At 73.3% G+C, this 25,405-nt stretch carries 18 protein-coding genes and 1 riboswitch; of the genes, 11 read left to right on the top strand and 7 right to left on the bottom strand.

Annotated features, from left to right (window positions below):
• Positions 1-43 precede the first annotated feature (43 nt).
• Positions 44-1,204, bottom strand: coding sequence for a C40 family peptidase (locus tag AB0K02_RS06795; RefSeq protein ID WP_365991285.1), 1,161 nt, complete (start codon positions 1,202-1,204; stop codon positions 44-46).
• A gap of 1 nt (position 1,205) precedes the next feature.
• A riboswitch (cyclic di-AMP (ydaO/yuaA leader) is annotated at positions 1,206-1,370 on the bottom strand.
• A gap of 239 nt (positions 1,371-1,609) precedes the next feature.
• On the opposite strand from AB0K02_RS06795, the gene pcrA reads away from it, so the two are divergent.
• Complete coding sequence (pcrA, locus tag AB0K02_RS06790) at positions 1,610-4,045, top strand: DNA helicase PcrA (protein WP_365991284.1); 2,436 nt, start codon at positions 1,610-1,612, stop codon at positions 4,043-4,045.
• Positions 4,046-4,115: 70 nt separating this feature from the next.
• On the opposite strand, the gene AB0K02_RS06785 is transcribed toward pcrA, so the two are convergent.
• Together AB0K02_RS06785 and AB0K02_RS06780 are read right to left on the bottom strand one after the other, a co-directional pair.
• Complete coding sequence (locus AB0K02_RS06785; RefSeq protein WP_365991283.1) at positions 4,116-5,744, bottom strand: M23 family metallopeptidase; 1,629 nt, start codon at positions 5,742-5,744, stop codon at positions 4,116-4,118.
• Positions 5,745-6,004: 260 nt separating this feature from the next.
• Positions 6,005-6,823 (bottom strand): alpha/beta fold hydrolase, encoded by an 819-nt coding sequence (locus tag AB0K02_RS06780; RefSeq protein ID WP_365991501.1) that lies wholly within the window; start codon positions 6,821-6,823, stop codon positions 6,005-6,007.
• A gap of 428 nt (positions 6,824-7,251) precedes the next feature.
• On the opposite strand from AB0K02_RS06780, the gene AB0K02_RS06775 reads away from it, so the two are divergent.
• Positions 7,252-7,659: a cobalamin B12-binding domain-containing protein gene (locus tag AB0K02_RS06775; protein ID WP_177148688.1), complete on the top strand. Its 408-nt coding sequence runs from the start codon at positions 7,252-7,254 to the stop codon at positions 7,657-7,659.
• 230 nt (positions 7,660-7,889) lie between these two features.
• On the opposite strand, the gene AB0K02_RS06770 is transcribed toward AB0K02_RS06775, so the two are convergent.
• The gene (locus AB0K02_RS06770) at positions 7,890-9,506 is read right to left on the bottom strand and encodes a DUF5691 domain-containing protein (protein WP_365991282.1); all 1,617 of its coding nucleotides are present in this window, start codon (positions 9,504-9,506) and stop codon (positions 7,890-7,892) included.
• An 11-nt stretch (positions 9,507-9,517) separates the two neighbouring features.
• Entirely contained in the window at positions 9,518-10,936 is a 1,419-nt protein-coding gene (locus tag AB0K02_RS06765) for an SWIM zinc finger family protein (protein ID WP_365991281.1), read from the bottom strand.
• Between the two features lie 118 nt (positions 10,937-11,054).
• On the opposite strand from AB0K02_RS06765, the gene AB0K02_RS06760 reads away from it, so the two are divergent.
• The 7 genes from AB0K02_RS06760 (at position 11,055) to sucD (ending at position 20,662) form a co-directional block, all read left to right on the top strand.
• Positions 11,055-12,167 (top strand): AAA family ATPase, encoded by a 1,113-nt coding sequence (locus AB0K02_RS06760; protein ID WP_365991280.1) that lies wholly within the window; start codon positions 11,055-11,057, stop codon positions 12,165-12,167.
• Entirely contained in the window at positions 12,164-14,563 is a 2,400-nt protein-coding gene (locus tag AB0K02_RS06755; RefSeq protein WP_365991279.1) for a DUF5682 family protein, read from the top strand. Before AB0K02_RS06760 ends, AB0K02_RS06755 begins: the two co-directional genes overlap by 4 nt.
• A complete protein-coding gene (locus tag AB0K02_RS06750; RefSeq protein ID WP_365991278.1) occupies positions 14,560-15,735 on the top strand; it encodes a VWA domain-containing protein in 1,176 nt (391 codons plus the stop codon). Before AB0K02_RS06755 ends, AB0K02_RS06750 begins: the two co-directional genes overlap by 4 nt.
• A gap of 284 nt (positions 15,736-16,019) precedes the next feature.
• Positions 16,020-16,931 (top strand): hypothetical protein, encoded by a 912-nt coding sequence (locus tag AB0K02_RS06745; RefSeq protein ID WP_365991277.1) that lies wholly within the window; start codon positions 16,020-16,022, stop codon positions 16,929-16,931.
• A 116-nt stretch (positions 16,932-17,047) separates the two neighbouring features.
• Complete coding sequence (locus tag AB0K02_RS06740) at positions 17,048-18,262, top strand: hypothetical protein (RefSeq protein ID WP_365991276.1); 1,215 nt, start codon at positions 17,048-17,050, stop codon at positions 18,260-18,262.
• Positions 18,263-18,574: 312 nt separating this feature from the next.
• A complete protein-coding gene (gene sucC / locus AB0K02_RS06735; protein WP_365991275.1) occupies positions 18,575-19,756 on the top strand; it encodes an ADP-forming succinate--CoA ligase subunit beta in 1,182 nt (393 codons plus the stop codon).
• A 21-nt stretch (positions 19,757-19,777) separates the two neighbouring features.
• The gene (gene sucD, locus AB0K02_RS06730) at positions 19,778-20,662 is read left to right on the top strand and encodes a succinate--CoA ligase subunit alpha (protein WP_177148697.1); all 885 of its coding nucleotides are present in this window, start codon (positions 19,778-19,780) and stop codon (positions 20,660-20,662) included.
• Between the two features lie 72 nt (positions 20,663-20,734).
• On the opposite strand, the gene AB0K02_RS06725 is transcribed toward sucD, so the two are convergent.
• The gene (locus AB0K02_RS06725) at positions 20,735-22,282 is read right to left on the bottom strand and encodes a sigma factor-like helix-turn-helix DNA-binding protein (RefSeq protein ID WP_365991274.1); all 1,548 of its coding nucleotides are present in this window, start codon (positions 22,280-22,282) and stop codon (positions 20,735-20,737) included.
• A 116-nt stretch (positions 22,283-22,398) separates the two neighbouring features.
• Here AB0K02_RS06725 and AB0K02_RS06720 point away from each other — a divergent pair, with 116 nt between their 5' ends.
• A complete protein-coding gene (locus AB0K02_RS06720) occupies positions 22,399-24,090 on the top strand; it encodes a DUF6350 family protein (RefSeq protein ID WP_365991273.1) in 1,692 nt (563 codons plus the stop codon).
• Between the two features lie 62 nt (positions 24,091-24,152).
• Here AB0K02_RS06720 and AB0K02_RS06715 read toward each other — a convergent pair whose 3' ends face one another.
• The gene (locus tag AB0K02_RS06715) at positions 24,153-24,947 is read right to left on the bottom strand and encodes a hypothetical protein (protein ID WP_365991272.1); all 795 of its coding nucleotides are present in this window, start codon (positions 24,945-24,947) and stop codon (positions 24,153-24,155) included.
• Positions 24,948-25,172: 225 nt separating this feature from the next.
• Between AB0K02_RS06715 and AB0K02_RS06710 the strand changes: the two genes are divergently transcribed.
• Positions 25,173-25,405 (top strand): formyltransferase family protein (locus AB0K02_RS06710; RefSeq protein ID WP_365991271.1); only part of this gene is annotated, 233 nt, incomplete at its 3' end.

Raw genomic sequence — 25,405 nt, 5'->3', positions numbered from 1 at the left:
GCCCGGACGGCGGACCGTCCGGGCACGGCGGGGGGCGACCGGGTCAGACCGGGCGGACGCTGCCGTAGATCGGCATGTAGTAGATGGACTCCTCGCGCACGTTCTCGCCCGGCTTCGGCGCGTGGATCATCTTGCCGTCGCCGATGTAGATGCCGACGTGGCTGATGTCGTCGTAGAAGAAGACGAGGTCGCCGGGGAGCAGGTCCGCCGTCGCCACGCGCTGCCCGACCTCCACCTGGTCCCAGGTGGTGCGCGGCAGATCCACGCCCGCCGCCTTCCAGGCCGCCTGGGTGAGCCCCGAGCAGTCGTACGAGGACGGGCCCGTCGCCCCCCACACGTACGGCTTGCCGATCTGGGCGCGGGCGAAGGCGAGGACCTGTTCGGCCCTGGCCGCGTACGAGCCGTCGCCGGTCCCGGTGTCGGTGCCCGTCTCCGGGGGCGGCTGGTCGCCCTCCTGGCGCTGCCGCTCCGCCTCGGCCTCGGCCTCGGCGCGGGCCCTGGCCTCCGCCTCGGCCTTCGCCTCCGCCCTGCGCCGCGCCTCCGCCTCCTTCTCGCGCTCGATCGCCGCGAGCCGGGCCTTCTCCTCGGCGGTCAGCCGCGACAGCAGGGCGCGCGCCTCGGCCAGCTTCGCCTGGACGTTCTGCTTGCTGACGCGCAGGGCCTGCTGGGAGTCGGTCAGCGACTCCAGCCGCTTCGTCGCCTCCGCCCGCTGCTTCGCGGCAGCCGCGCGCTGGGTCTCGTAGTCGCTGACGGCGGTCCGCTGCTGGTCGGTCATCCGGTCCATCAGCTGCGTCTGGTCGAAGTACGCCTGAGGGCTCTCCGCGAACAGCAGCGCCGCGGTCGGGGTGACCGCGCCGGTGCGGTACTGCGCGGCGGCATAGGCGCCGAGGGCACGACGCGACTCGTTGAGCTTCTCCGCGCGCGTGGCCGCCTCCTCCAACAGGGTCTCGACCTCGCGGCGCTTCTCGGCGGTGGCCTCCTTCGCCCTGTTGTACTCCTGGGTCGCGCTGCCCGCCTGCCGGTACAGGTCGTCGACCTTCTTCTGCACCTCTTCGACGGAGGGCTTGGGCTCGCTGGGTGCGGCGGTGGCGCTCTGTGTCGACAGGAGGGTGACGCCGGCGAGGGCGGCCGTCGTGAACCCGACGGCGGGGGAGGGCTTCGTGCTGCGGCTGCGGATCCTGCGATGCGACGCCAAGGCCGGCATCTCCTTCTTCCGTGGACCGCCTACCGGGTTAGCTGTCGGGTTCGGGCGCAACGGAAGATGCCCTACGGACCGTGGACAGGCGGTCCGATTCACCCCGGTTGTGCATCGTTCGGGTCCCCGGTTCCGAACTGCCTCGCGGGCAGCCCGAATTCGGCGGAGTCGACCCGTTCGGCGCGGTTCGCCGGGAGGGGTGCGGGCCGTCTGGTCGAGCACGCTAGCCAACTCGTGCGCGCCCTGTGAAGGTTGATGTTCGATATGTCCGATACATTTTCGTGACCTTCTTGGTGACGGCCGTGCATTCGGCACCGGCGTGGCGCGCCGGGCAGGGCCGGTCACGGAACGTGACCTGCTCCGTATGGGCATGCGGGCCCGGCTGTCGGTCCGGCCGCCTAGACTCGGTAAGCGATGAGCAGCCTCTTTGACGACAGCTTCCTGGCGGATCTCCAGCCCCACGGCGAGGAGCCCCCTCCGCCCCCCGAGGAGTCGGCTCCGGAACTGATCCCGGACGACCTCTTCCAGGGCGCCTACGACGTGCCGCCGGCCCGCGACGGGTACTACCGCGACGGCGCGCCCCGTCCTGCCGTCGACGCGGCCGCCCTGCTCGAGGGGCTGAACGAGCAGCAGCGCGCCGCCGTCGTCCACACCGGCTCCCCGCTGCTCATCGTCGCGGGGGCCGGTTCCGGCAAGACGCGCGTGCTCACCCACCGCATCGCCCACCTCCTGGCCACCCGGCACGTGCACCCCGGCCAGATACTGGCGATCACCTTCACCAACAAGGCCGCCGGCGAGATGAAGGAGCGCGTCGAGCAGCTGGTCGGCCCGCGTGCCCATGCCATGTGGGTCATGACCTTCCACAGCGCGTGCGTCCGCATCCTGCGCCGCGAGTCGAAGAAGCTGGGCTTCACCTCGTCGTTCTCGATCTACGACGCCGCCGACTCCAAGCGCCTGATGTCGCTGGTCTGCCGCGACCTGGAGCTGGACCCGAAGAAGTTCCCGCCGAAGTCCTTCAGCGCCAAGATCTCCAACCTGAAGAACGAGCTGATCGACGAGGAGACCTTCGCCGACCAGGCGGCCGACGGCTTCGAGAAGACACTCGCCGAGGCCTACCGGATGTACCAGGCCCGGCTGCGCGAGGCCAACGCGCTGGACTTCGACGACATCATCATGACCACGGTCCACCTGCTCCAGGCGTTCCCGGACGTCGCCGAGCACTACCGGCGCCGCTTCCGGCACGTCCTCGTCGACGAGTACCAGGACACCAACCACGCCCAGTACACGCTCGTGCGCGAGCTGGTGGGCGAGGGGTACGAGGACCTGGAGCCCGCCGAGCTGTGCGTCGTCGGTGACGCCGACCAGTCGATCTACGCCTTCCGCGGCGCGACCATCCGCAACATCCTCCAGTTCGAGGAGGACTACCCGGACGCGACGACGATCCTCCTGGAGCAGAACTACCGCTCCACCCAGACGATCCTGTCCGCCGCCAACGCGGTCATCGAGCGCAACGAGTCCCGCCGCCCGAAGAACCTGTGGACGAACGCGGGCGCGGGCGCCCGGATCACCGGCTATGTCGCGGACACCGAGCACGACGAGGCCCAGTTCGTCGCCGACGAGATCGACCGGCTCACCGACGCGGGCGAGGCGAAGGCCGGCGACGTCGCCGTCTTCTACCGGACGAACGCCCAGTCCCGTGTCTTCGAGGAGATCTTCATCCGCGTCGGCCTGCCCTACAAGGTCGTCGGCGGCGTGCGCTTCTACGAGCGCAAGGAGGTCAGGGACGTCCTCGCCTACCTGCGCGTCCTCGCCAACCCCGAGGACAACGTCCCGCTGCGCCGCATCCTCAACGTGCCCAAGCGCGGCATCGGCGAGCGCGCCGAGGCCATGATCGACGCCCTCGCGCTCCGGGAGAGGATCACCTTCCCGCAGGCCCTCCGCCGCGTCGACGAGGCGTACGGCATGGCGGCCCGCTCAGCGAACGCCGTCAAGCGGTTCAACGTGCTGATGGAGGAGCTGCGCACCATCGCCGAGTCCGGCGCCGGACCGGCCACCGTGCTCGAAGCCGTCCTGGAGCGCACGGGGTATCTCGCCGAGCTGCAGGCGTCCACCGACCCGCAGGACGAGACGCGCATCGAGAACCTTCAGGAACTGGCCGCCGTGGCGCTGGAGTTCGAGCAGGACCGCGGTGAGGAAGAGGGTGCGGGCACGCTCGCCGAGTTCCTGGAGCAGGTCGCGCTCGTCGCCGACTCCGACCAGATCCCCGACGAGGACGAGGAGGGTACGGGTGTCATCACGCTGATGACCTTGCACACCGCCAAGGGCCTCGAGTTCCCCGTGGTCTTCCTGACCGGCATGGAGGACGGCGTCTTCCCGCACATGCGGGCGCTGGGTCAGACCAAGGAGCTGGAGGAGGAGCGGCGTCTGGCGTACGTCGGCATCACCCGCGCCCGCGAGCGCCTGTACCTGACGCGCTCCTCGATGCGCAGCGCCTGGGGCCAGCCCTCGTACAACCCGCCCTCGCGTTTCCTGGAGGAGATCCCGGGCGCGCATGTGGAGTGGAAGCGCACCGGCCCCATGGCCGCGCCGGCCGGACCGACGTCGGGCATCACGTCGTCGCTGTCGTCGTCGCGTGCCCGCGGCGGCGCGTCCGGCTTCGCCACGCGGCGCACCAACGACAAGCCGGTGATCGCGCTGTCCGTGGGCGACCGGGTCACGCACGACCAGTTCGGTCTGGGGACCGTGGTCGCCGTGTCGGGGTCGGGTTCGGACGCGCAGGCGACGATCGACTTCGGGGACGAGAAGCCGAAGCGGCTGCTGCTGCGGTACGCGCCCGTCGAGAAGCTCTGACAAGCGGCACCAGGCGGGGGCCGCGGCCCCCGCCTCGTCCGTGCTCGCTGTGGGGTGACCCGCCCGCGGCTTACGTCGGGTCGAGACCGTGGCCGCGCAGCCACGGCAGCGGGTCGATGGCCGAACCGCCGCCGGGGCGCACCTCGAAATGCAGGTGCGGGCCGGTGGAGTTGCCCGAGTTGCCCGAGTACGCGATCACGTCGCCCGCCTTGACCGAACCGCTGCGGATCTTGGTGGTGCTGAGGTGGCAGTACCACGTCTCCGTGCCGTCGGCCGCCGTCACGATCGCCATGTTGCCGTAGGCGCTGTTCCACTGGGTGCGCACGGTGCCGTCCGTGGCGGCCAGCACCTCGGTGCCGTACTGGACGGGGAAGTCGATCCCGGTGTGCAGGGACATCCAGTTGACACCGGACTGGCCGTAATAGGCGCTGAGGCCGTCCTGCCTGACGGGAAGCACGAACTTGGGCCGCAGCGCCTCGCGCCGTGCCGCCTCCGCCTCGCGCTTCTTCCGCTCCGCCTCCTGGCGGGCCTTGAGGTCGAGGCGCTCCTGGGTGCGGGAGGCGCGGTCACCGAAGTCGCGGGCGTCCTCGCTGAGCGCGGCGAGCTGCGTGTCCATCTTGCTGTTGGCGGCGACGTGCTTGACCGAGGTCGGGTCGGCGGCCGCCAGGTTGGGCGCGTCGTCCTTCTGCTCGCCGCCCAGGTTGCCGACGGAGGCCGCGGCGATGCCGGCGACGCCCATCACGCAGGCGGAGGGCACGGCGACGGTGAGGAGCGCGGAGCGCTTGGCGGGCGTACGGCGCCGGCCGCGGCTGCCGCCGGAGCGGCGGACCGGGCGGGGGGCGACGGGAGCGGCCGGGACGGAGGTCATGGTCTGCGTCAGCGCGTCGTGTGCGGACTCGCCGCTGTTCTCCGGGTCGTCGCCGTACTCGGTGTCGTGGCCGTGACCGGTTTCGTACTCGGTCGCGTAGCCCTCCTCCGCCACGGCGTCGCCGGTGTCCGGGCCCTCAGGGTGCGCGGCGCCCGGAAAGTCCTGGCCGGGGATGTCCTGGGCAGGAGTGTCCGGCGCCTGGAAGTCCTGGAATTCCGATGCGTACTCGGCGTCCTGGAAGTCCGACCTCTGGAAGTCCTGACCGGAGTGTTCCGTGCCGGGAAGATCCGTGGTCTGGTAGTCGGCGTAGCCGGTGTCGTACTCGGCCGCCGGGGCGAACTGCTGCTCCGGCGTGAACTGTTGGGGTACGAGACCTTCCGGGGTGGTCGCCGTGCCGGGGTTCCAGGCGGTCGCGTCGTAGGCGCCCGTCTCGAAGGACGAGGAGGACCACTGGCCGGTCGCGTCGTACGCGAACGTCGCGGCGGCGGTCTCGTACTGGCCCGTCTGGTCGGCCTGGTTCCAGGCGCTCGCGTCCCACTGGCCCGTCGCGTCGTACTGGCCCGTGGCGTCGTACTGGCCGGTGGTCTCGTACTGGCCGGTGGTCTCGTACTGCGCGTACTGCTGGTCGTACTGGGGCTGTTGGGCCTGCTGCGCGGACGCGTAGGCGTCGTAGCCGGCCGTCTCCTGCGCTCCCGTGGCCCACTGCGACGCGTCGTACTGGCCGCTGTGCCCGGACTCGTAGCTGCCCGGCATGGCGCCGAAGAGCGGATCGGAGTCGAAGCTGCCGGTGACGTAGCCGGTGTACCCGGCGTGGGCGTGCTGGTCGTTCACCAACTTCTCTCTCGCCTCGGCAGCAGGACCTGCATCCGGGACCGCCGGATCAACAGGGGTCCCAGGGGGAAGCAGTGGCGCGACTGTACCCGGCGGTACGCGATGGCGACAATCTTCGGCGGCATCTCCGCAATCAGGAAACGGGCAATCAGCCGTCTTTCGGCGGACTGTGGGCACAGCTTTGGCCCTACGTTCGAGAAACGTTCGAGAAAAAGTCAGTTGCGAGGACCGCCCGACGCCGTCTCGTCCGGCGGCCGGACTCAGGCGACCGAGACCTCCCCGGAGGGACCGGCCGCAGCCGCACCCGATGCGAGTGCTTCCCGGATCCCGGCGGCCACGGCGGGGTGAACGGGCAGGGCGAGATGGCCGATTCCGCTCACTCGTACGTTCTGGGCGAGAAGGTCGGGATGGTCGATGCAGGCCGTCTCGACCGGGACCATGATCCGGTCGAGGTCGCTCCAGAAGCTGACGAAGCGCGTACGGCAGCCGGGCGCCGGCATGCGCAGCTCCTCGATGACGGACGAGCCGGGGCGCATCTGCCGCACGATGGGATGCGCGCCGGCGATCGGCGCGAACGCGGTCCCCGCGTGCGGGGTGCCGAGCGTGACGAGCGTGCGGACACGGCGGTCACCGCCGAGGCGCTGAACGTAGTAACGGGCGATGAGGCCGCCGAGACTGTGTCCGACGATGTCGACCTCGCGCTGCCCGGTCCGCGCGCAGATCTCCTCCACATGGCGGCCGAGCAACTCGGCGGCGGTGCGGATGTCGCAGGTGAGCGGGGAGTAGTTGAGGCACTCGACATGGTGGGGGCCGTACCGGGCGAGCGCACGCCTCAGCAGGACGAACACCGACCGGTTGTCCACGAATCCATGGAGCAGGACGGTGGGCACGACGTCGGCCCGGACCGCGGGCAGCTGGGCAGCGCCGGGAGCGGCACGTCTGCGGAGCGGGCGCTCGGGGGTGATCCCGGTCGGGTAGAGGACGAGGTGTCCCGCGAGGATCGCGAGCTCCAGGGCAGTGGCGCGCAGGAGCGCGGCGGGCAGGAGCGCGCTGGGGAGGAAGCGTCGTAGTCCGGTCAGCCACTGCGCCGTGAAATCGGTGACGACGCGGGCACAGGGCAGAGGCGTGGCCTTCACAGCGACCTCCCGACCGGCGCCCCCGCGCGGCTCGGGCGCGCCCTCGTGGGGCGCGCGCTGCGGAAGCGGTCGCCGCGCCACCGTGCCGTGCGGCTGTCGGCACGGCGGCGCGGCGACCTGTATGGATCTGCGGCGGCTCCCCTGGTGCGGTCGTGCCTGCCGAGGCCGCGCGGCCTGCGCGGTGCCTGGTGCCGGTACGACGCTCAGCGAAAAATGTCCCACGTGTGATTTCCCCCTCGCCGACCACCGCGAAACGGCGGCTTGCGGGATGCTGGACATCTGCAGATAACGTTCGTTCACTCTCCGCGCTCCGCTCGCCGGGCGCGGGGACCCGGTGCCCGAGGCGGCGCAGTCGGTATGTGGAGGCAGTGATGGGTGTGACGGGTCCGATCCGCGTGGTGGTCGCCAAGCCGGGTCTCGACGGACACGATCGCGGTGCGAAGGTGATCGCGCGGGCGCTGCGTGACGCCGGTATGGAGGTCATCTACACGGGGCTGCACCAGACCCCCGAGCAGATCGTGGACACGGCGATCCAGGAGGACGCGGACGCCATCGGCCTCTCGATCCTCTCGGGCGCGCACAACACGCTCTTCGTGAAGGTCATCGAGCTCCTGAAGGAGCGCGACGCGGAGGACATCAAGGTCTTCGGCGGCGGCATCATTCCGGAGGCGGACATCGCGCCGCTGAAGGACAAGGGCGTGGCGGAGATCTTCACGCCGGGCGCGACGACGGCGTCCATCGTGGAGTGGGTGAACACGAACGTCCGCGCGGCGGCGTAGCCCGACGGGGGTCCTCGCCTGTCCGAAGGGCCATGGGGGGAGTGCGCCGCCCTCGGGGCGCACTCCGTGAGCGCGGCGTGCCGGGCCTGGCTTCTCGGGTGGGGCCCGGTCCGTGTGCGTGGCGGGTCGGCCCTGTGCGGGGCCGGGTTCTCGGGCGCTGCACGGCAGGGTGCCGAGCCCGGGGCGCCGAGGGCCCGGGGCGCGACGCCCGGGCCTTGCGCCCCGCCCCCTCAGCGCTCCAGCTCCGCGTGCATCGTGGCGCGCAGGCGCAGCGTCGACACCAGGCGCTGGAACGCCTCCGACCAGTACCCGCCGGCTCCCGGTGACGCGTCCTCCTGCTCCGCCGGTGTCGCCGTCAGGACCTCCAGGCGGGACGCCTCCGCCGGGGACAGGCAGCGCTCCGCGAGGCCCATCACTCCGCTGAAACTCCAGGGATAACTCCCCGCGTCACGCGCGATGTCGAGCGCGTCGACCACCGCGCGGCCGAGCGGCTCCGCCCACGGCACCGCGCAGACGCCCAGCAGCTGGAACGCCTCCGACAGCCCGTGCGCGGCTATGAACTCCGCGACCCAGCGGGCCCGTTCCTCCGAAGGCAGCGTCGCGAGCAGCTTCGAGCGCTCGGCCAGCGACGTGGTGCCGGGGCCGCTCGACGGCGGCGTACCGGGAGCGCCGAGCAGGGCGCGGGACCACTCGGCGTCGCCCTGGCGGACCGCGGCCCGGCACCAGGCCGCGTGCAGTTCATCGGCCCAGTCGTCCGACACCGGCAGCGTGACGATCTCCTGCGGCGTACGGCCGCCGAGCCGGGCCGGCCAGGTGGACAGCGGGGCCGACTCGACCAGCTGGCCGAGCCACCAGGAGCGTTCGCCGCGGCCCGAGGGCGCGTTCGCGACGACTCCGTCGCGCTGCATGCCGGCGTCGCATTCGTGCGGCGCCTCGACCGTGATCACCGGGCCGGCGTCGCCGCTCCGGTCCAGCGCGACGCACGACGCGGCCCGCGCCGCCATCCGCGCTGCGAGCGCGGACCGGGGCAGTGCCGAGAGCAGCTCGGCGGCGGTGGCGCGGACATTGCGGCTGCGGTCGGAGAGCGCCTGCTCCAGGAACGGCTCGTCCGCGCCGGACAGCCCCGACCGCAGCGAGTCGAGGAACATGAGGCGGTCCTCGGCCCGTTCGGTCGGCCAGCTCGTGCCGAGCAGGGTGAGCGCCGCCTGCGGGTCGTGCGCCCGCACCGACGCGAGCAGGGCGACGCGCTCGGCGAACAGACCCTCCTCCCACAGCCGCCGCACGGCGTCGGCGTCGTCGGGCGAGGGCAGAGCCGAGCCCCCGGATCCGCCGCGCAGGGCGAACTTCCATTCCGGGTTGAGCCGGGCGAGCCACAGCCCGCGTGGCCCGGCGAACGCCAGAGCCTGCGGCCGCAGGTCCGTACGCCCCCGGGCCGCGTCGAGCAGGGCGGGCAGGAGGGACGGCGGTGCCTGGTAGCCGTGCTCGTTGGCGGCGGCCAGCCACTGCGGAAGCAGCTCGGTCAGGTCCGGAGAGGAGCCCCGGCGGCCGCCGGAACCCGACGGGCCACGGTCGGCCAGCAGCTGGGCGAGCCGCCGTCGGGCGGCGTCCGGCAGGGCGGGCCGCGGATCGCACGGCGCTGCTGTGGGCCGCTCGCCGGCGGACGGGGCGGGAGCGGGCCGCAGCCCCGCCCTGCGCCGCACGGTGTGCAGGGCGGCGGCGTCGAGCAGGGCGAGGGGTGCCTCCTTGCCCGCGGGCACGAGGCCGGCCGGCGGTGTGCGACGGTCGGTGCCGAGAAGGGCCGACGTGACGAGCTCTTCCCACGGTGACGTAGTGGTGGTGGCGGTCATGGGGGCCTCCTTCAGATGAGCGGGACGGTCTCGGACCGGTCGGCGGACCAGGCGGTCAGGGGCACGAAGCCCGCGTGGCCGAACTCGCCGAAGACGGTGACCGGCCGGCCGCCCGCGAGCGAGACGAGCTTCCACAGGCCCGGCCGGGACAGGGCGGAGGCCGCCACGGGCAGCGCGCCCTCGCCGGCCGGGTCGCCGTCCGTCGTCCCCTCGCTCCGGTCCGTCTCCATGCCGTCCGTGCCGTCCGTGCCGTCGCCGCCGCCCGCGTCGGCCAGGAGCCAGCCGTCGTCCGTCGGGACCGGCACGACGCCGGAGAGCGTGACCGGCCAGGACTCCAGCCACGGGTCGTCCCGCAGCGCGCGCCCGTACGCCTCGACGGCCGAAGCGCAGGAGCCGCCCGGCGGCGGCGTGCCGATGGGGACGGGCGCGGTGAACAGCTTCCCCATATCGGCCCGCAGCTGGGCCGCCCCGCCGTGCGGGGCGATCTCCGCCTCGACCATCAGGCCGACAGGCAGCGCCAGTTGGGGGGAGCGGCCCGCCGCCCCGAACGAGAGCAGCAGGGCCGTCCGGCCCGACTCGCGTCCGTACAGCCAGATCCGGCGGGTGGTGAGCCTGCCGTCGGACGAGTCGTACTGCGCGAGGACCAGCCAGTGGTCCCGGATCCGGTCGCCCTCGGCGGCGGACGGGAGCCCGACCCGTGTGCGCACGGTGGCCGCCAGCGGCTCCGGCAGCCGCTCGCGTCCCAGCCAGGCGGAGTCCAGCAGATGGATCAGGGCGCACTCCTCCAGCAGCCGCACCGGCCAGCCCTGCCCGGAGCCCGGTATCGCACCCAACTCGCGGACGCGCGCGGCGAGTCCCGGCGCCTGCGCGTCGACCATGCGGGCGGCTGTCTCCTCCCACAGGCCGTAGCCCGACTGCTCGGCGGACGCCAGTCCACCGCGCAGCAGGTCGGCCAGTCGTTGCTCCAGCTCCGTGGCCCCCGCGGTGATCCGCCCCGCCCGGCGCTCGGCGCGCCGCCGCGCCGCCTCCGGGTCGGCGCTCTTCGCCGGCCCGCCCACGTCCCCCGCCGCCTTGTCCGCCGCCCGGCTCCTGCGCCCGGACAGCCATTCCCCGGCCCAGTCCGGAACCGCGCCGTCCGCGACGCTCTGCTCGTCCGCGGACCACAGCAGCAGCAGTCCGATCGCGTGCTTGCACGGAAACTTCCGGCTCGGGCAACTGCACTTGTAGGCAGGGCCGGTGGTGTCGACCACCGTCTGGTAGGGCCGGCTGCCGCTGCCCTTGCACAGGCCCCACACCGCACCCGATCCGTCGCAGCCGGCGCCCGACCACGGCCCGGCAGCGGACAGTTTGTTCCCCGCTTTGCGTGACGCGTCGTCAGGGGCCAGCGACAGCACCTGTTCCGACGTCCAGCGCACCCCGTGCTGATTCATGTCCACGACGCTATGGCCCACCACTGACAAACGGCTCCGGCCTGCGGCGACGGCCGATTGTCAGTGGTGTGGTGCACGGTGGATCACGCAACGGGCCGAACGATCTGGAGGGGGATCCATGACCGTGTCCGAAAACGGGACCACCAGCGGGGCCGAGGCCCTGCGGCCGCATGCGGAGGACGCCTTCGCCGACGAGCTGAAGGCGCTCGCCGCGCACGACGACCGGCGGCGCCCGGTGAACTGGCGGCTGTCGCCCTGGGCCGTGGCCACGTACCTCCTCGGCGGCACGCTCTCCGACGGCACCGTCATCACGCCGAAGTACGTGGGGCCGCGCAGGATCGTGGAGGTCGCCGTCACCACACTCGCCACCGACCGCGCCCTGCTCCTCCTCGGCGTGCCGGGCACGGCGAAGACGTGGGTGTCCGAGCACCTCGCCGCGGCCGTCAGCGGCGACTCCACGCTGCTCGTGCAGGGCACGGCCGGCACGCCGGAGGAAGCCATCCGGTACGGGTGGAACTACGCGCAGCTGCTCGCCCACGGGCCCAGCCGCGACGCCCTCGTGCCCAGCCCCGTCATGCGCGCCATGTCGGAGGGCATGACCGCGCGGGTCGAGGAGCTCACCCGTATCCCGGCGGACGTGCAGGACACCCTGATCACGATCCTGTCCGAGAAGACCCTGCCGGTTCCCGAGCTGGGCCAGGAGGTCCAGGCGGTGCGCGGGTTCAACCTGATCGCCACGGCCAACGACCGCGACCGCGGGGTCAACGACCTCTCCAGCGCGCTGCGCAGGCGGTTCAACACGGTCGTGCTGCCGCTGCCGGCGACACCGGACGCCGAGGTCGACATCGTGGCCCGCCGTGTCGACCAGATAGGGCGTTCGCTCGACCTGCCGGCGGTGCCGGAGGGGCTGGACGAGATCCGGCGCGTGGTCACCGTCTTCCGCGAGCTGCGGGACGGCGTCTCCACGGACGGCCGTACCAAGGTCAAGTCCCCGTCGGGCACGCTGTCAACGGCCGAGGCGATCTCCGTGGTCACGGGCGGTCTCGCCCTCGCCGCCCACTTCGGCGACGGCGTGCTGCGCCCGCAGGACGTCGCGGCCGGCATCCTCGGCGCGGTCGTGCGCGATCCGGCGGCGGACCGGGTGATCTGGCAGGAGTATCTGGAGACCGTGGTGCGCGAGCGGGACGGCTGGAAGGACTTCTACCGCGCCTGCCGCGAGGTGAGCGCATGACCGGCCCGCTCCTGCTCGGCGTCCGCCACCACGGGCCGGGCTCGGCCCGGGCTGTGCGCGCCGCGCTGGACGCGGCGTCGCCGCCGGCCGTCCTGATCGAGGGCCCGCCCGAGGGCGACGGGCTCCTGCCGCTGGCCGCGGACGAGCAGATGCGCCCGCCGGTCGCGTTGCTCGCCCACGCGGTCGACGACCCGGGCCGGGCGGCGTTCTGGCCGCTGGCGGAGTTCAGCCCCGAGTGGGTGGCGATCCGCTGGGCCCTGGCCAACGAGGTGCCCGTCCGCTTCATCGACCTGCCGGCCGCGCACTCGCTGGCGATGGAGCCGGACCATGCGCCCGCCCGCCCCACGGCCCCGGCGGACGCCGCGCCACCCGGACCGGCGGCCCCCGGCTCCGCCGACTCCCCCGGATCCGCCCCCGCCGGGACGGAGGCGACCGGATCGGAGCCCGCCGGCACGGCCGAGCCGGGGGACGTGCGGATCGACCCCATCGGGGTGCTCGCCGAGGCCGCCGGGTACGACGACCCCGAGCGCTGGTGGGAGGACGTCGTCGAGCACCGGGGCCGCGGGACCGGCGGCGGGGCGAGCGACCCCTACGGGCCGTTCGTCGCGCTCGGTGAGGCCATGACCGCCCTCCGGGAGACGTACGGGCACGGCGGGCACGACCGGGACCTCGTCCGCGAGGCCCACATGCGCCTCCGGTTGCGCGCCGCCCGCAAGGAGTTCGGGGACGAGGTCGCCGTCGTCTGCGGCGCCTGGCACGTCCCGGCGCTCGCACAGAAGACCACCGTCGCGGCCGACCGCGCCCTCCTCAAGGGACTGCCCAAGGTCAGGACAGAGATGACCTGGGTGCCCTGGACGCACCGCCGCCTCGCGCGGCACTCCGGCTACGGCGCAGGCATCGACTCGCCCGGCTGGTACGGCCATCTGTTCGCCGCGCCGGACCGGCCCGTCGAGCGCTGGATGACCAAGGTCGCCGGCCTGCTGCGGGACGAGGACCACATGGTGTCGTCCGCGCACGTCATCGAGGCGGTGCGCCTCGCCGAGACCCTCGCCGTCGTACGCGGCCGCCCGCTCGCCGGGCTGAGCGAGACCACCGACGCCGTACGGGCCGTGATGTGCGACGGTTCCGACGTGCCGCTGGACCTCGTCAGGGACCGGCTCGTCGTCGGCGACGTGCTCGGCGAAGTGCCGGACGACGCCCCGGCCGTTCCGCTGCAGCGCGACCTGGCCGGGCAGCAGCGCAGCCTCCGGCTCAAGCCGGAGGCGCTGGAGCGCGAGCTGGAACTCGACCTGCGCAAGGACGGCGACAGCGGCAGGAGCCGGCTGCTGCACCGGCTGTGCCTCCTCGGTGTCCACTGGGGAGAGCCGGTGGCCGGGCGGGGGAGCACCGGTACGTTCCGCGAGACGTGGCGGCTGCGCTGGGAGCCCGAGCTGTTCGTCAGGGTCGCCGAGGCGGGCGTATGGGGCACCACCGTGCTCTCGGCCGCCACGGCGAAGGCCGAGTCGCAGGCCCTCGCGGCCACGGCACTCGGCGACGTCACGGCACTGGCCGAGCAGTGCCTCCTCGCCGAACTGCCCGACGCGCTCCCCGTGGTGATGACGGCGCTCGCCGACCGGGCCGCCCTCGACGCGGACGTGAGCCACCTCGCCCAGGCGCTGCCCGCCCTCGCCCGCTCCCTTCGGTACGGGGACGTGCGGGCCACGGACACGACCGCGCTCGCCGAGGTCGCCACCGGGCTCGCCGAGCGGATCTGCGTCGGCCTGCCGCCCGCCTGCAGCGGTCTCGACGCCGACGGCGCGGCGGAGATGCGCGGACGTCTCGACGGCGTGCACACCGCGATCGGACTGCTGCCCGACTCCGCCGAGACGGCCGGGCGCTGGCAGGCCGTGCTGCGCAAGCTCGCCGTCCGCGCATCGGTTCCCGGCGTCATACGGGGGCGCGCGGCGCGGCTCCTGCTGGACGACGGACGGCTCGCGGAGGACGAGGCCGCCCGGCTCATGGCCCTCGCCCTCTCCCCGGCCACGCAGCCTGCCGAAGCGGCGGCGTGGATCGAGGGGTTCGTCGGAGGGGCGTCCGGAGGAGGGCTGCTGCTCGTCCACGACGAACGGCTGCTCTCTCTGGTGGACGCCTGGCTGACGGGCGTGCCCGCGCACGCGTTCACGGACGTGCTGCCCCTGCTGCGGCGCACGTTCTCGGCGTATGAGCCCGGCGTGCGACGGACCCTCGGCGAGCTCGTGCGGCGCGGGCCGGCTGCGGCCCCGGGTCCGGCCCACGCGGAAGGCGGGGTCCCGGGCTTCGGAGCGGGACTCGACGAGGCGCGCGCCGACGCCGTCCTGCCGGTACTGCGCCTGCTTCTCGGCATCGACGACAACGACCTTGCGGGGGTGACCCGATGACACCGACGACGACACAGTCCGCCGCCGGCCACGACGAGCGGCTGCGCCGGTGGCGGCTGGTGCTGGGCGGCGAGGAGGCGGACGGCACCGGCTGCGCCCTGACCGGCACGGACGCCGCGATGGACGGTGCGCTCACCTCGCTCTACGGCGCCCGCGCCGGGACCGGTTCCCGCTCCGGGAGCCGTTCCGCCGGACTCGGGGCCTCCGCGCCGACCGTGGCCCGCTGGCTCGGCGACATCCGTACGTACTTCCCCAGTTCCATCGTCCAGGTCATGCAGCGGGACGCGATCGAGCGCCTCGGTCTGTCGACGCTGCTGCTGGAGCCGGAGATGCTGGAGGCGGTGGAAGCGGACGTCCACCTCGTCGGCACACTGCTCTCCCTCAACAAGGCGATGCCCGAGACGACGAAGGAGACCGCGAGGGCGGTCGTGCGCAAGGTCGTCGAGGAGCTGGAGAAGAAGCTCGCCACCCGTACGCGCTCCACCCTGACGGGAGCGCTGGACCGTTCCGCGAGGATCAGCCGGCCTCGCCACCGCGACATCGACTGGGACCGCACGATCCGGGCGAACCTGAAGAACTACCTGCCGGAGTTCGACACCGTCGTCCCCGAGCGCCTCATCGGTTACGGGCGGGCGTCGCAGTCCGTGAAGAAGGAGGTCGTGCTCTGCATCGACCAGTCGGGGTCGATGGCCGCGTCCGTCGTGTACGCCTCGGTGTTCGGCGCGGTGCTGGCCTCGATGCGTTCCCTCGCGACGCGGCTCGTCGTCTTCGACACGGCGGTGGTGGACCTGACCGACCAGCTCGACGACCCGGTGGACGTGCTGTTCGGCACGCAGCTCGGCGGCGGGACGGACATCAACAGGGCGCTCGCGTACTGCCAGTCGCGGATCACCCGCCCCGCGGACACCGTGATGGTGCTCATCAGCGACCTCTACGAGGGCGGCATACGGGACGAGATGCTCAAGCGCGTCGCGGCCATGAAGGCGTCCGGCGTGCAGTTCGTCGCGCTGCTCGCGCTCTCCGACGAGGGCGCGCCGGCCTACGACCGTGAGCACGCGGCAGCGCTGGCGGCCCTCGGCGCACCGGCCTTCGCGTGCACGCCGGACCTGTTTCCGGACGTCATGGCGGCGGCGATCGAGAAGCGCCCGCTTCCGGTGCCGGCGGCCGACTGAGCCGGCCGGCCGAAGCCCCCGGCGTCCTGTGTGACATGCGGGCGGGGTACCGGGCGTGCGCGGCGGCGCGAGGCGCACGGGCCCCGCGGACCGGCCGGGGCAGGGGGCTGGGGCGGGAGCGTGAAGGGAGCGGTGGACGCAAGGCCGGGTCGCCCATACCGGACATGACGGTGTATCGGCCGCATCGGCAGACATGGTGACTCATCAGTAACAGGGGACTTGCGCCGCCCCCGGAGGCTCGTGCGAGCATCGTGCCGCTCCCGACCGAAAAGGGCTCTTCCTCCGTGACCTCCGCAGCGCTTTCTCCCGCTGCCGTCCTGTGCGCGCTGCGCCGGGCGGTGGCCGGTTCGCGCGCGCTGCGCGTTCTGCTGCTCCTCGCCGGGCTGCTGACGCTCGGTCTGCTCTGCGGCGGTCAGGCGCACGCCGTGGAGGCCCACGCCGAGGTCCGTGCCGAGGTCGGTGCCGAGGCGGGGGCGGGTGCGGACGTCCGCACCGGCGTCGTGGGCCGTGCCGACGTGGAACAGGCGGACGGCCTGGGCGACACGGACGGACCGGACGACCCGGCCGGCTCCTTGTCGCCGGGTCAGGACGCGAGGGAGCAGGCGGCGATCCGCGAACTCCGGCGTGCCGCCGAGGACACGGCGGACTCAGTCCGTGAGGCGGTGGGGTCCGTCGTCGGGACCGTGCGCGACCTCGGCGGGGTGCTGTCCGGGGCGCTGCCGCTCCCCTCCCCGGGTGAACTGCCCGCGATCCCCGGCGGTCCCGGGGCCGCGTGGCCCGTGACGGACATCGCGCCGTCCGCGGTCCCGGGCGGCGGTCTTACGGCCCTCGCATCGGTCATGACCGGCGACGCGGGTGCGGCCGGTCGGCCCGACGCCGACGCCCGTTTTGGCCCGGCCGCCGGGTACGACGGACGTGCGTGGCCGGGGTGGTCGCCGGACGCGTCCGCCTGGCCGGCGGTGAGGCCCCTCCTCGTGCCGGCGCCCGGTCAGGCCCCGGAGCCGGTCCGCCCCTGCGGCATCGTGCCCGGGACCGTGCAGCACAGCGGCGAGAACCACATGCCGCGCCCCGGCGACCAGCACGCGGCGGCGTTCGCGGACGGAGCGCGGGACGCGCTCGCGTCCGGCCAGGTCTGTCCGGCGGCCGAGCCGCCGACCCGCGACAGGCCGCGCGACATTCTCGAATTCCCCGGCTAGGGCAGGCCTTCCCCCGCCTCCTGACCTGCCGCGCGGGGGTGGACAGGTCTGCCCTCCACTCCGGAACCGTTCCACCGCTTCCGGACCGCCGAACGAATTCGAAGGATCACCCGAGCATGAACAAGAACATCCGCCGCTCCATCGCCGTGGCCGCCACGGCCACCGGCATGTGGGCTCTCGGCACCGCCGCGGCGAGCGCCGACGAACTGCCGGTCTCCGCGCCGCTCTCCACGCCGGACCTGGTGGACGGGGTCACCGACGCCGTCGGCGTCACGGCCGACGCGGGCACCGACGGCGCCTCGGCCGAGGTCCGGTCCGCCGGGATCGGCCTCGTCGGCGCCGAACTGGAGACCGGGCTGCCGCCGGTCGGCGTCCCGGACGCGACGTCCGAGGTGCAGGAGCAGGCCCGCCAGTACGTCGACGGCGAGCTCCCCGCGTACGAGATCCCGTCCGTCGAGGCCCCGCAGGTCCAGGTCCCCGACGTCCAGGCACCCCAGGTCCAGGCCCCGCAGGTCCAGGCCCCGCAGGTCGACGCGGACATCGACTACCTCTTCGGCCCGCTCTCCGCGTTCGCCGCCCACCTGGAGGAGACCCCCTCCGACGCGCAGGCCCGGGCCGAGGGCCTGGTCGCCGCGTCCGGCCCGATCGTGGACGAGACGTCCGCGGCCGTCCTGCCGCCGGTCGTCGCCACCGCCGTGACCGGTGCCCAGCCGGTCGCGCACCAGGCCGTCGCGGACGCGGGCGTCCTCGCCCAGGGTGTCGTCTCCGACGTGGCCCCGTTCGCCTACGGGGTCACCGAGCAGGCGCAGCCGTTCGCGTACGGCGTCGCGGAGGAGGTGCAGCCACTCGCGTACGGCATCGCCGAGGAGGTGCAGCCCCTCGCGTACGGCGTGACCGCCGAGGTCGGCCCGTTCGCGGGCGGCGTGGTCTCCGAGGTCGGCCCGTTCGCCGGCGGTGTGGTCTCCGAGGTGCAGCCGCTGGTCGACGCCGTCGTCGGGCACGTGGAGCCGCTCGTCCAGGGAGTCGGCGGCAGCGCCACCGACCTGGCGTACGGCGTGACCGCCGAGGTCGGCCCGTTCGCGGGCGGCGTGGTCTCCGAGGCCGGCCCGTTCGCGGGCGGCGTGGTCTCCGAGGTGCAGCCGTTCGCGGGCGGTGTGGTCTCCGAGGTGCAGCCGTTCGCGGGCGGTGTGGTCTCCGAGGTGCAGCCGTTCGTCCAGGCCGTCACGGGCGACGTCCAGGCCGACGCCGCGCCGCTCGCGGGCAACGCCGTCGCCGGTGTCCAGGGCGTCGTCTCCGACGTGACCCCGAGCTACCTCCCGTACGGCATCTGAGCAGGTCCGTACTCCGGCCGTCGCGCGGTGAGTCCCGCGCGACGGCTCTCACGGGCGGCCCTCCGCACGAGGGGCCGCCCGTCCTCACAGATCCGCTGCGAGCACGGTGAGTCGCGATCTGTGACCGTAATCACCGCCCAGGTGTGATCTGTGATTTAGGGACCCGCCTCCAGCGGGGATAACCTGCCAGGCGGACATGCCGCGCCCACGGACACCGTGTGTGCCTCCCTTGTGACAGAGCAGTCACGTTGCCCTTCGCGGCACGCCCACGCAGACAACGAACCGCGATCATCAGAAAAGGGACGGACGCGCGTGGACCTGTTCGAGTACCAGGCGAGGGACCTCTTCGCCAAGCACGGTGTACCGGTGCTGGCCGGTGAAGTCATCGACACGCCTGAGGCGGCGCGCGAGGCGACCGAGCGGCTGGGCGGCAAGTCGGTCGTCAAGGCGCAGGTGAAGGTGGGCGGCCGCGGCAAGGCCGGCGGCGTCAAGCTGGCCGCCACCCCGGACGAGGCCGTCGCCCGCGCGACGGACATCCTCGGGATGGACATCAAGGGCCACACGGTCCACAAGGTGATGATCGCGGAGACCGCTCCGGAGATCCTCGAGGAGTACTACGTCTCGTACCTCCTCGACCGCACCAACCGCACCTTCCTCGCCATGGCGTCCGTCGCGGGCGGCATGGACATCGAGGAGGTCGCGGCGACGACTCCGGAGAAGCTCGCCAAGGTCCCGGTCGACGCCAACGAGGGCGTCAGCATCGAGAAGGCCCGCGAGATCGTCGCGCAGGCGCAGTTCCCGGCCGACGTCGCCGAGAAGGTCGCCGAGGTCCTCGTGACCCTGTGGAAGACCTTCATCGCCGAGGACGCGCTCCTCGTCGAGGTCAACCCGCTCGCCAAGGTCGCCTCCGGCGACATCCTGGCGCTGGACGGCAAGGTCTCGCTCGACGAGAACGCCGACTTCCGCCAGCCGGAGCACGAGGCCCTCGAGGACAAGGCCGCAGCCAACCCGCTCGAGGCTGCCGCCAAGGCCAAGAACCTCAACTACGTCAAGCTCGACGGCGAGGTCGGCATCATCGGCAACGGCGCGGGCCTGGTCATGTCGACCCTCGACGTCGTCGCCTACGCCGGTGAGAACCACGGCGGCGTGAAGCCCGCCAACTTCCTCGACATCGGCGGCGGCGCCTCCGCCGAGGTCATGGCGAACGGTCTCGAGATCATCCTCGGCGACCCGGACGTCAAGTCCGTCTTCGTCAACGTCTTCGGCGGCATCACCGCCTGCGACGAGGTCGCCAACGGCATCGTCCAGGCCCTGGCGCTCCTCGCCTCCAAGGGCGAAGAGGTCACCAAGCCGCTCGTCGTGCGCCTCGACGGCAACAACGCGGAGCTGGGTCGCAAGATCCTCTCCGACGCCAACCACCCGCTGGTGCAGCGCGTGGACACCATGGACGGTGCGGCCGACAAGGCCGCCGAGCTCGCCGCTGCTGCGAAGTAAGGGAAGAGGGATCGTAGAACCATGGCTATCTTCCTGAACAAGGACAGCAAGGTCATCGTCCAGGGCATGACCGGTGCCACGGGCATGAAGCACACCAAGCTCATGCTCGGTGACGGCACGAACATCGTCGGCGGCGTGAACCCGCGCAAGGCCGGCACGTCCGTCGACTTCGACGGCACCGAGGTACCGGTCTTCGGCAGCGTCGCCGAGGCGATGGAGAAGACGGGCGCGAACGTCTCCGTCCTCTTCGTGCCGCCGGCCTTCGCCAAGGCCGCCGTGGTCGAGGCCATCGACGCCGAGATCCCCCTCGCCGTGGTCATCACCGAGGGCATCGCCGTCCACGACTCCGCCGCCTTCTGGGCGTACGCGAAGTCCAAGGGCAACAAGACCCGCATCATCGGCCCGAACTGCCCCGGTCTGATCACCCCGGGCCAGTCCAACGCCGGCATCATCCCGGGCGACATCACCAAGCCCGGCCGCATCGGTCTCGTGTCCAAGTCCGGCACGCTGACCTACCAGATGATGTACGAGCTCCGCGACATCGGCTTCTCCTCCGCCGTCGGCATCGGTGGCGACCCGGTCATCGGTACGACGCACATCGACGCGCTCGCCGCGTTCGAGGCCGACCCCGACACCGACCTGATCGTCATGATCGGCGAGATCGGCGGCGACGCCGAGGAGCGTGCGGCCGACTTCATCAAGGCCAACGTCACCAAGCCGGTCGTCGGCTACGTCGCGGGCTTCACCGCGCCCGAGGGCAAGACCATGGGCCACGCCGGCGCCATCGTCTCCGGCTCTTCTGGCACCGCACAGGCCAAGAAGGAGGCCCTGGAGGCCGCGGGCGTCAAGGTCGGCAAGACGCCGACCGAGACGGCCAAGCTCGCGCGCGCCATCCTCGCGGGCTGATCGTCCCGAACACCGTGCGGGCCCGCCTCCGGATCTCCGGGGGCGGGCCCGCACGTCTTTCCCGGCGGTCCGTCAGCGGAGCTGCGGCAGCAGCCGCTCCGGCCCCGCGGCCGGTTCGGCGCGCAGCTTGTCGCGCAACTGCCGGTCCTTGGCGCTGAGCCTCCGCGGGCCGCTGAACGGCGCCCCGTTGAGCAGCTGGGGGCCGCCGTGCGGCGGCGGTACGCCTTCGACCTGCCGGCTCGGCGGCACGGGCGGCTCGTACTGCCGGGGCGACGTCAGCAGCGCCACAGCGGTCGCCACGACGATCAGCGCGGTCGCCACGACCACGGCCCTGGTCCACATCTCGGCCCGGTGCTCGCAGCCCGTGCGTACCGCCCCGGCGGAAGCCGGGCGGGGGGTGGGGGCCGCCGCGAGGAGCGCTCTGAGTTCGTCCTGGAGCACGTCGGCGTCGGCGAGCCGGGGCAGCCGCTCGGCCACCACCTCACGGGCACGCAGGACGCGGTTCACGGTGGCGGGGGTGCTCGCCTCGGTCTCGGCGGCCGTCTCCGGCAGGCCGAGCCCGACTCCGTCGTGGAGCAGGAAGGCCCGACGTTGGGTCGGGGGCAGCTCCTGCAGCGCCTGCATCAGGGTGCGCCCGGCCGGGTCGTCCAGCGGCTCGTCGGGGTGCCGGTGGGCGGGGCGCAGCCGCTGCCAGGGCGACAGGGCGCAGTCGTAGGCGGCGGCCCGTACCCAGCCCGTCGGGTCCCGGTCGACGGCGACCTCGGGCCAGTGCTGCCAGGCCAGATGGAAGGCGCGCTCGACGGATTTCTGCGACAGGCAGCGGCGGCCGGTGAGCACGTAGGTCTGGCGGAGGAGTTCGGGCGCGGCGTACGTGTAGAGCGCGTCGAACGCCTCGACGGGCGTCATTCCGGCGAGCGGCACGGGCAGCGGGGGCTCGACGGAGGCCGGGCCCGCGTCGGCGGCCGGGTCGTCCCGGACCGGCGACTGCCGCTCCGGGCCGTCCAACCGCTCGGCCGTCTCGATGACAGGATCCGTCTCGGCGGCGGGGTCCGTCTTCGTGACGTGGCCCGTCTGCGGTTCCGGATGGGGTGCCGCCGGTGCCTCAAGGTCGGGCTCGGGTGCCGTCGGTGTCTCGTGGTCGGGCTCGGGTGCCGTCGGTGTCTCGTGGTCGGGCTCGGGTGCCGTCGGTGTCTCGTGGTCGGGCTCGGGTGCCGTCGGTGTCTCGTGGTCCGGCTCGGGTGCCGCCGGTGTCCCGCTGTCCGGCTCGGGTGCCGCCGATGCCTCGTGGTCCGCCTCGTATGGCGCCGACGTCTCGTGGACCGCCTCGGTCGCCGGCTCCGGCGCCTCGCGCCGCGGTGCCGTCTCGTGCGCGGCCCTCTCCTCCGAGGCGGCGGCCCCCTCCGTCTCGAAGGCGGCGAGCAGCTTCGCGTACGCCTCCCGTTTACGGCCCCGGGGGCTCGCGCGGCCGGTCTCCCAGGACCTGATCGTGGCGCGGGTGACACCGAGCATCGTGGCGAACTGCGTCTCGGTCAGCGACTTCGCCTCGCGAAGCCTTCGCCGCTCCCTGGGCGGAGGAAGCGGCGATGCCCCCGACGCGGAGTGTGTGGCGCTCTGTGTCATGAGGGGCTCCATGCGACACGGCACTCGGCAGTAAATGACATAAGTGTATTTTTAGCGACACAACGGGCATCAGCCTGTTACCGGGTGAAAGCGCGTGTCGTTGGCAGCATGGCCGCGTGACCCAGGTGACCGATCACAGACCGCCCCTGTCGCATGCGCCGGTCGTCGTCCAGGGCGGGGCGTCGGCGGCGTTCGTCGCCGGATGCGTCCGCGGCGCGACCGCTGCCGGACTCGGCCTCGGTGTGATCACCGTGCTGGTGATGCTGATGTGGATCAGTTCGCCGTTCCCGGACGACGGCCCCGGAGACGCCCTGCGCGTCGCCGCCGCGCTGTGGCTGCTCGCGCACGGGGCGGACCTCGTGCGCACGGACACCCTCTCGGGGCTCCCTGCCCCGGTGGACCTGGTGCCCCTGCTGCTGGCCGCCCTGCCCGTATGGCTCGCGCACCGGGCGGCGCACGACGCGCTCGAACCCGACGAGTCGCGGCCACGGCCGTCCGCGTCGGGCGCGCTGACCTCCGTGACCACCGGGTACGTGCTGGTCGGGGCGCCCGTCGTGCTCTGGGCGGCGGGCGGGCCGGTCGCCGCCGAACCGCTGAGCGCCCTCGTGCACCTACCGCTCCTCGCGTTCCTGGCCGCCGCGGGGGGGGCGTGGACGGCGAGCGGGTGCCCGCTCGGGCCGCTGCCCGCCGGGCTGCCGCGGAGGCTGCGGGCCGCCCTCGCCCACAGGGGGGTCGCCGTGGCGCTGCGCTCGGCGGCGGTCGGCGCCCTGGTGATGGTGGGCGGAGGCGCGGTGCTCGTGGGGGTGTCCCTCGTCGCGCACGGCGACGCGGCGCAGACGTCCTTCCTCGGCCTCGCGGGCGACTGGTCCGGCCGGCTGGCCCTCGTCCTGCTCGTGCTGGCCCTGCTGCCGAACGCGGCGGTGTGGGCCGCGGCCTACGGGCTCGGCCCGGGGTTCGCACTCGGCACGGGCGCCACGGCCACTCCGCTCGCGCTGACCGGCACCCCCGCGCTTCCGGAGTTCCCGCTGCTCGCGGCCGTGCCGGGCACCGGCCCCGGAACGCCCCTGCACTGGGCGGCGGCCGCGGTTCCCGTCGTGGCGGGCCTCGCCGTCGCATGGCGTACGGTCCACGCGGCCGCGCCCCGGTACGGGGAGCGACAGGAGGCGTGGACGCGCGGCGACACGGCGCTGGCGGCTCTGCTGGGGTCCGTCGGCTGCGGGGTGCTCCTGGCCGTGCTCGCCGCGGCGGCGGGAGGTCCGCTCGGCAGAGGACGGCTCGCGGAGTTCGGGCCGGTGTGGTGGCTGACGGGCGCGGCCGCCCTGCTCTGGACGTCGGTGGTCGCGGTCCCGGTCGCCGTGGCGCTGCGCGCCTGGCGGGTGCGCGGCGCCGGTCCGACGGAGGGGCCCGGGGCCGGAACCGAGGCCGATCCCGGGCGGGACGCGGTGCCGCCCCCGGCGCCGCCGCCGCAGTTCGTGGCGGCACCGGGCCTGGACGAGGACTTCGAGCCGTACGACTTCCTTCCGGCGGACACCTGGCGCGCGCGGACCACTCCGGCGCCCCGGACGGCCGGCCAGGCCGGCGAGACGGCGGGGGCCGCGCCGTCCGAGGAGGCGGCCGAACCCGCGGATTCCGCCGGTCCGGTCGCGGACGGGGAGCAGGGCGCCCATCCCACCGGAACCTGGCCGGAGGCGGCGACGGACTCCGACACGGACGCCGGCACCGACTGCGAAACCGAACCCGAAACCGAACCCGACTCCGACTCCGACACCGACGTCCGGTCCGCGGACCTTCCGCCGGCCGCCGGCTGACGCGGATACGAGAAGGCCCGGACCGCGACGGCGGTCCGGGCCTTCACACGTTCTCCGGGGGACTACTCCTTCACGCCCAGCACGTCCTGCAGGGGCTTCGGGAGGAGATCGTTGCAGGCCATCTGGCCGGACTTGGTCAGGGCGTCGTTCACGCACGTGTAGTAGTCGCGGTACACCAGCTGCGCGGTGAACGACGCGGCCACGATCAACAGCGCGATGCCCGCCATCACCAGGCCGCTCATCGCCGCCGTGATCTGCGGCCTGTTCGACTGGGGGGACGGCGCCGGCGCCGGCGACGGCGCCCCGCTCGTCACCGCTTCGGGGGTGGTGCGCCGGGGCTTGGCGCGCAGGGAGCTGATCGCCCAGTACACCGCGAGTGCGCCCAGCAGGAGCGCGATCTCCGGGAAGTCGAACAGAGCGAAGAAGAACGCCCACATGCCACCGAGCAGCGCGTACCGCGCCCGCCGCTGGACCGGGTCCGTCGGGTCCCACCGCAGGCCGCCGGGGCCGGGGCCGCCGCCCTCCGGGCCGTTCTGGTCGCCCCGCTGGCCGCCGGGGCGTCCGCCGAAGCCGCCGGACGAGCGGCCCGGCTGGCGGCTGCTCCACTGGCCGCCCCAGTTCGACCCGTTCGAGCCGTCGGTACCGTCCGAGCCGCCCGAGCCGTCCGAGCCGTCCGGGGACGAGCCCGAGGAGCCCGGCGAGCGGCCGTCGGACGACGAGCCGTCGTTCAACGGCTGACGGGGCCGCCACGGCTGGTCCGGCCTGCCCTCCGGCGGGGGCGCGAAGGGATTGTCCTCGTCCGTGGACTGGCGCTCCCGCGTCAACAGGAGGTTCGTACGGTGGCGTCGGTCCGGCATCTGGTGAACGTCTTCCCCTCGTCATGCCCGTCGTCGAAACGCGTCCGGGCGGGTGCTCTGCCCCCAGACGCTACCCCCCGGCCACGCCCCCGTCCCGTGGGGGCCGTGCTGAGTGCCGGTATCGTTGCTGACGGTCGGCCCCTTCGTAGAGTTCCCCGTATCCAGGGATGCGATTCGTTCGTACGACCGCACAAAGCCGCACCGCAACGCGAAAAGAGTCCCCCTGTGGCTGCCGCCCGCCTCGTCGTCCTGGTCTCCGGATCGGGGACGAATCTCCAGGCCCTGCTCGATGCCATTGCCGCCGATCCGGACGGGTTCGGGGCGCGGGTGGTGGCCGTCGGTGCGGACCGGTCGGGTGTCGCGGGTCTGGAGCGGGCCGAGCGTGCGGGGCTGCCGACCTTCGTGTGCCGGGTGAAGGATTTCGCCACCCGTGAGGAGTGGGACGCGGCCCTGACCCG

Source organism: Streptomyces sp. NPDC049597 (assembly GCF_040675505.1).
Lineage (GTDB): Bacteria > Actinomycetota > Actinomycetes > Streptomycetales > Streptomycetaceae > Streptomyces.
The sequence above is the reverse complement of the archived record's forward strand: the minus strand, read 5'-3'. Positions and strand labels throughout refer to the sequence as shown.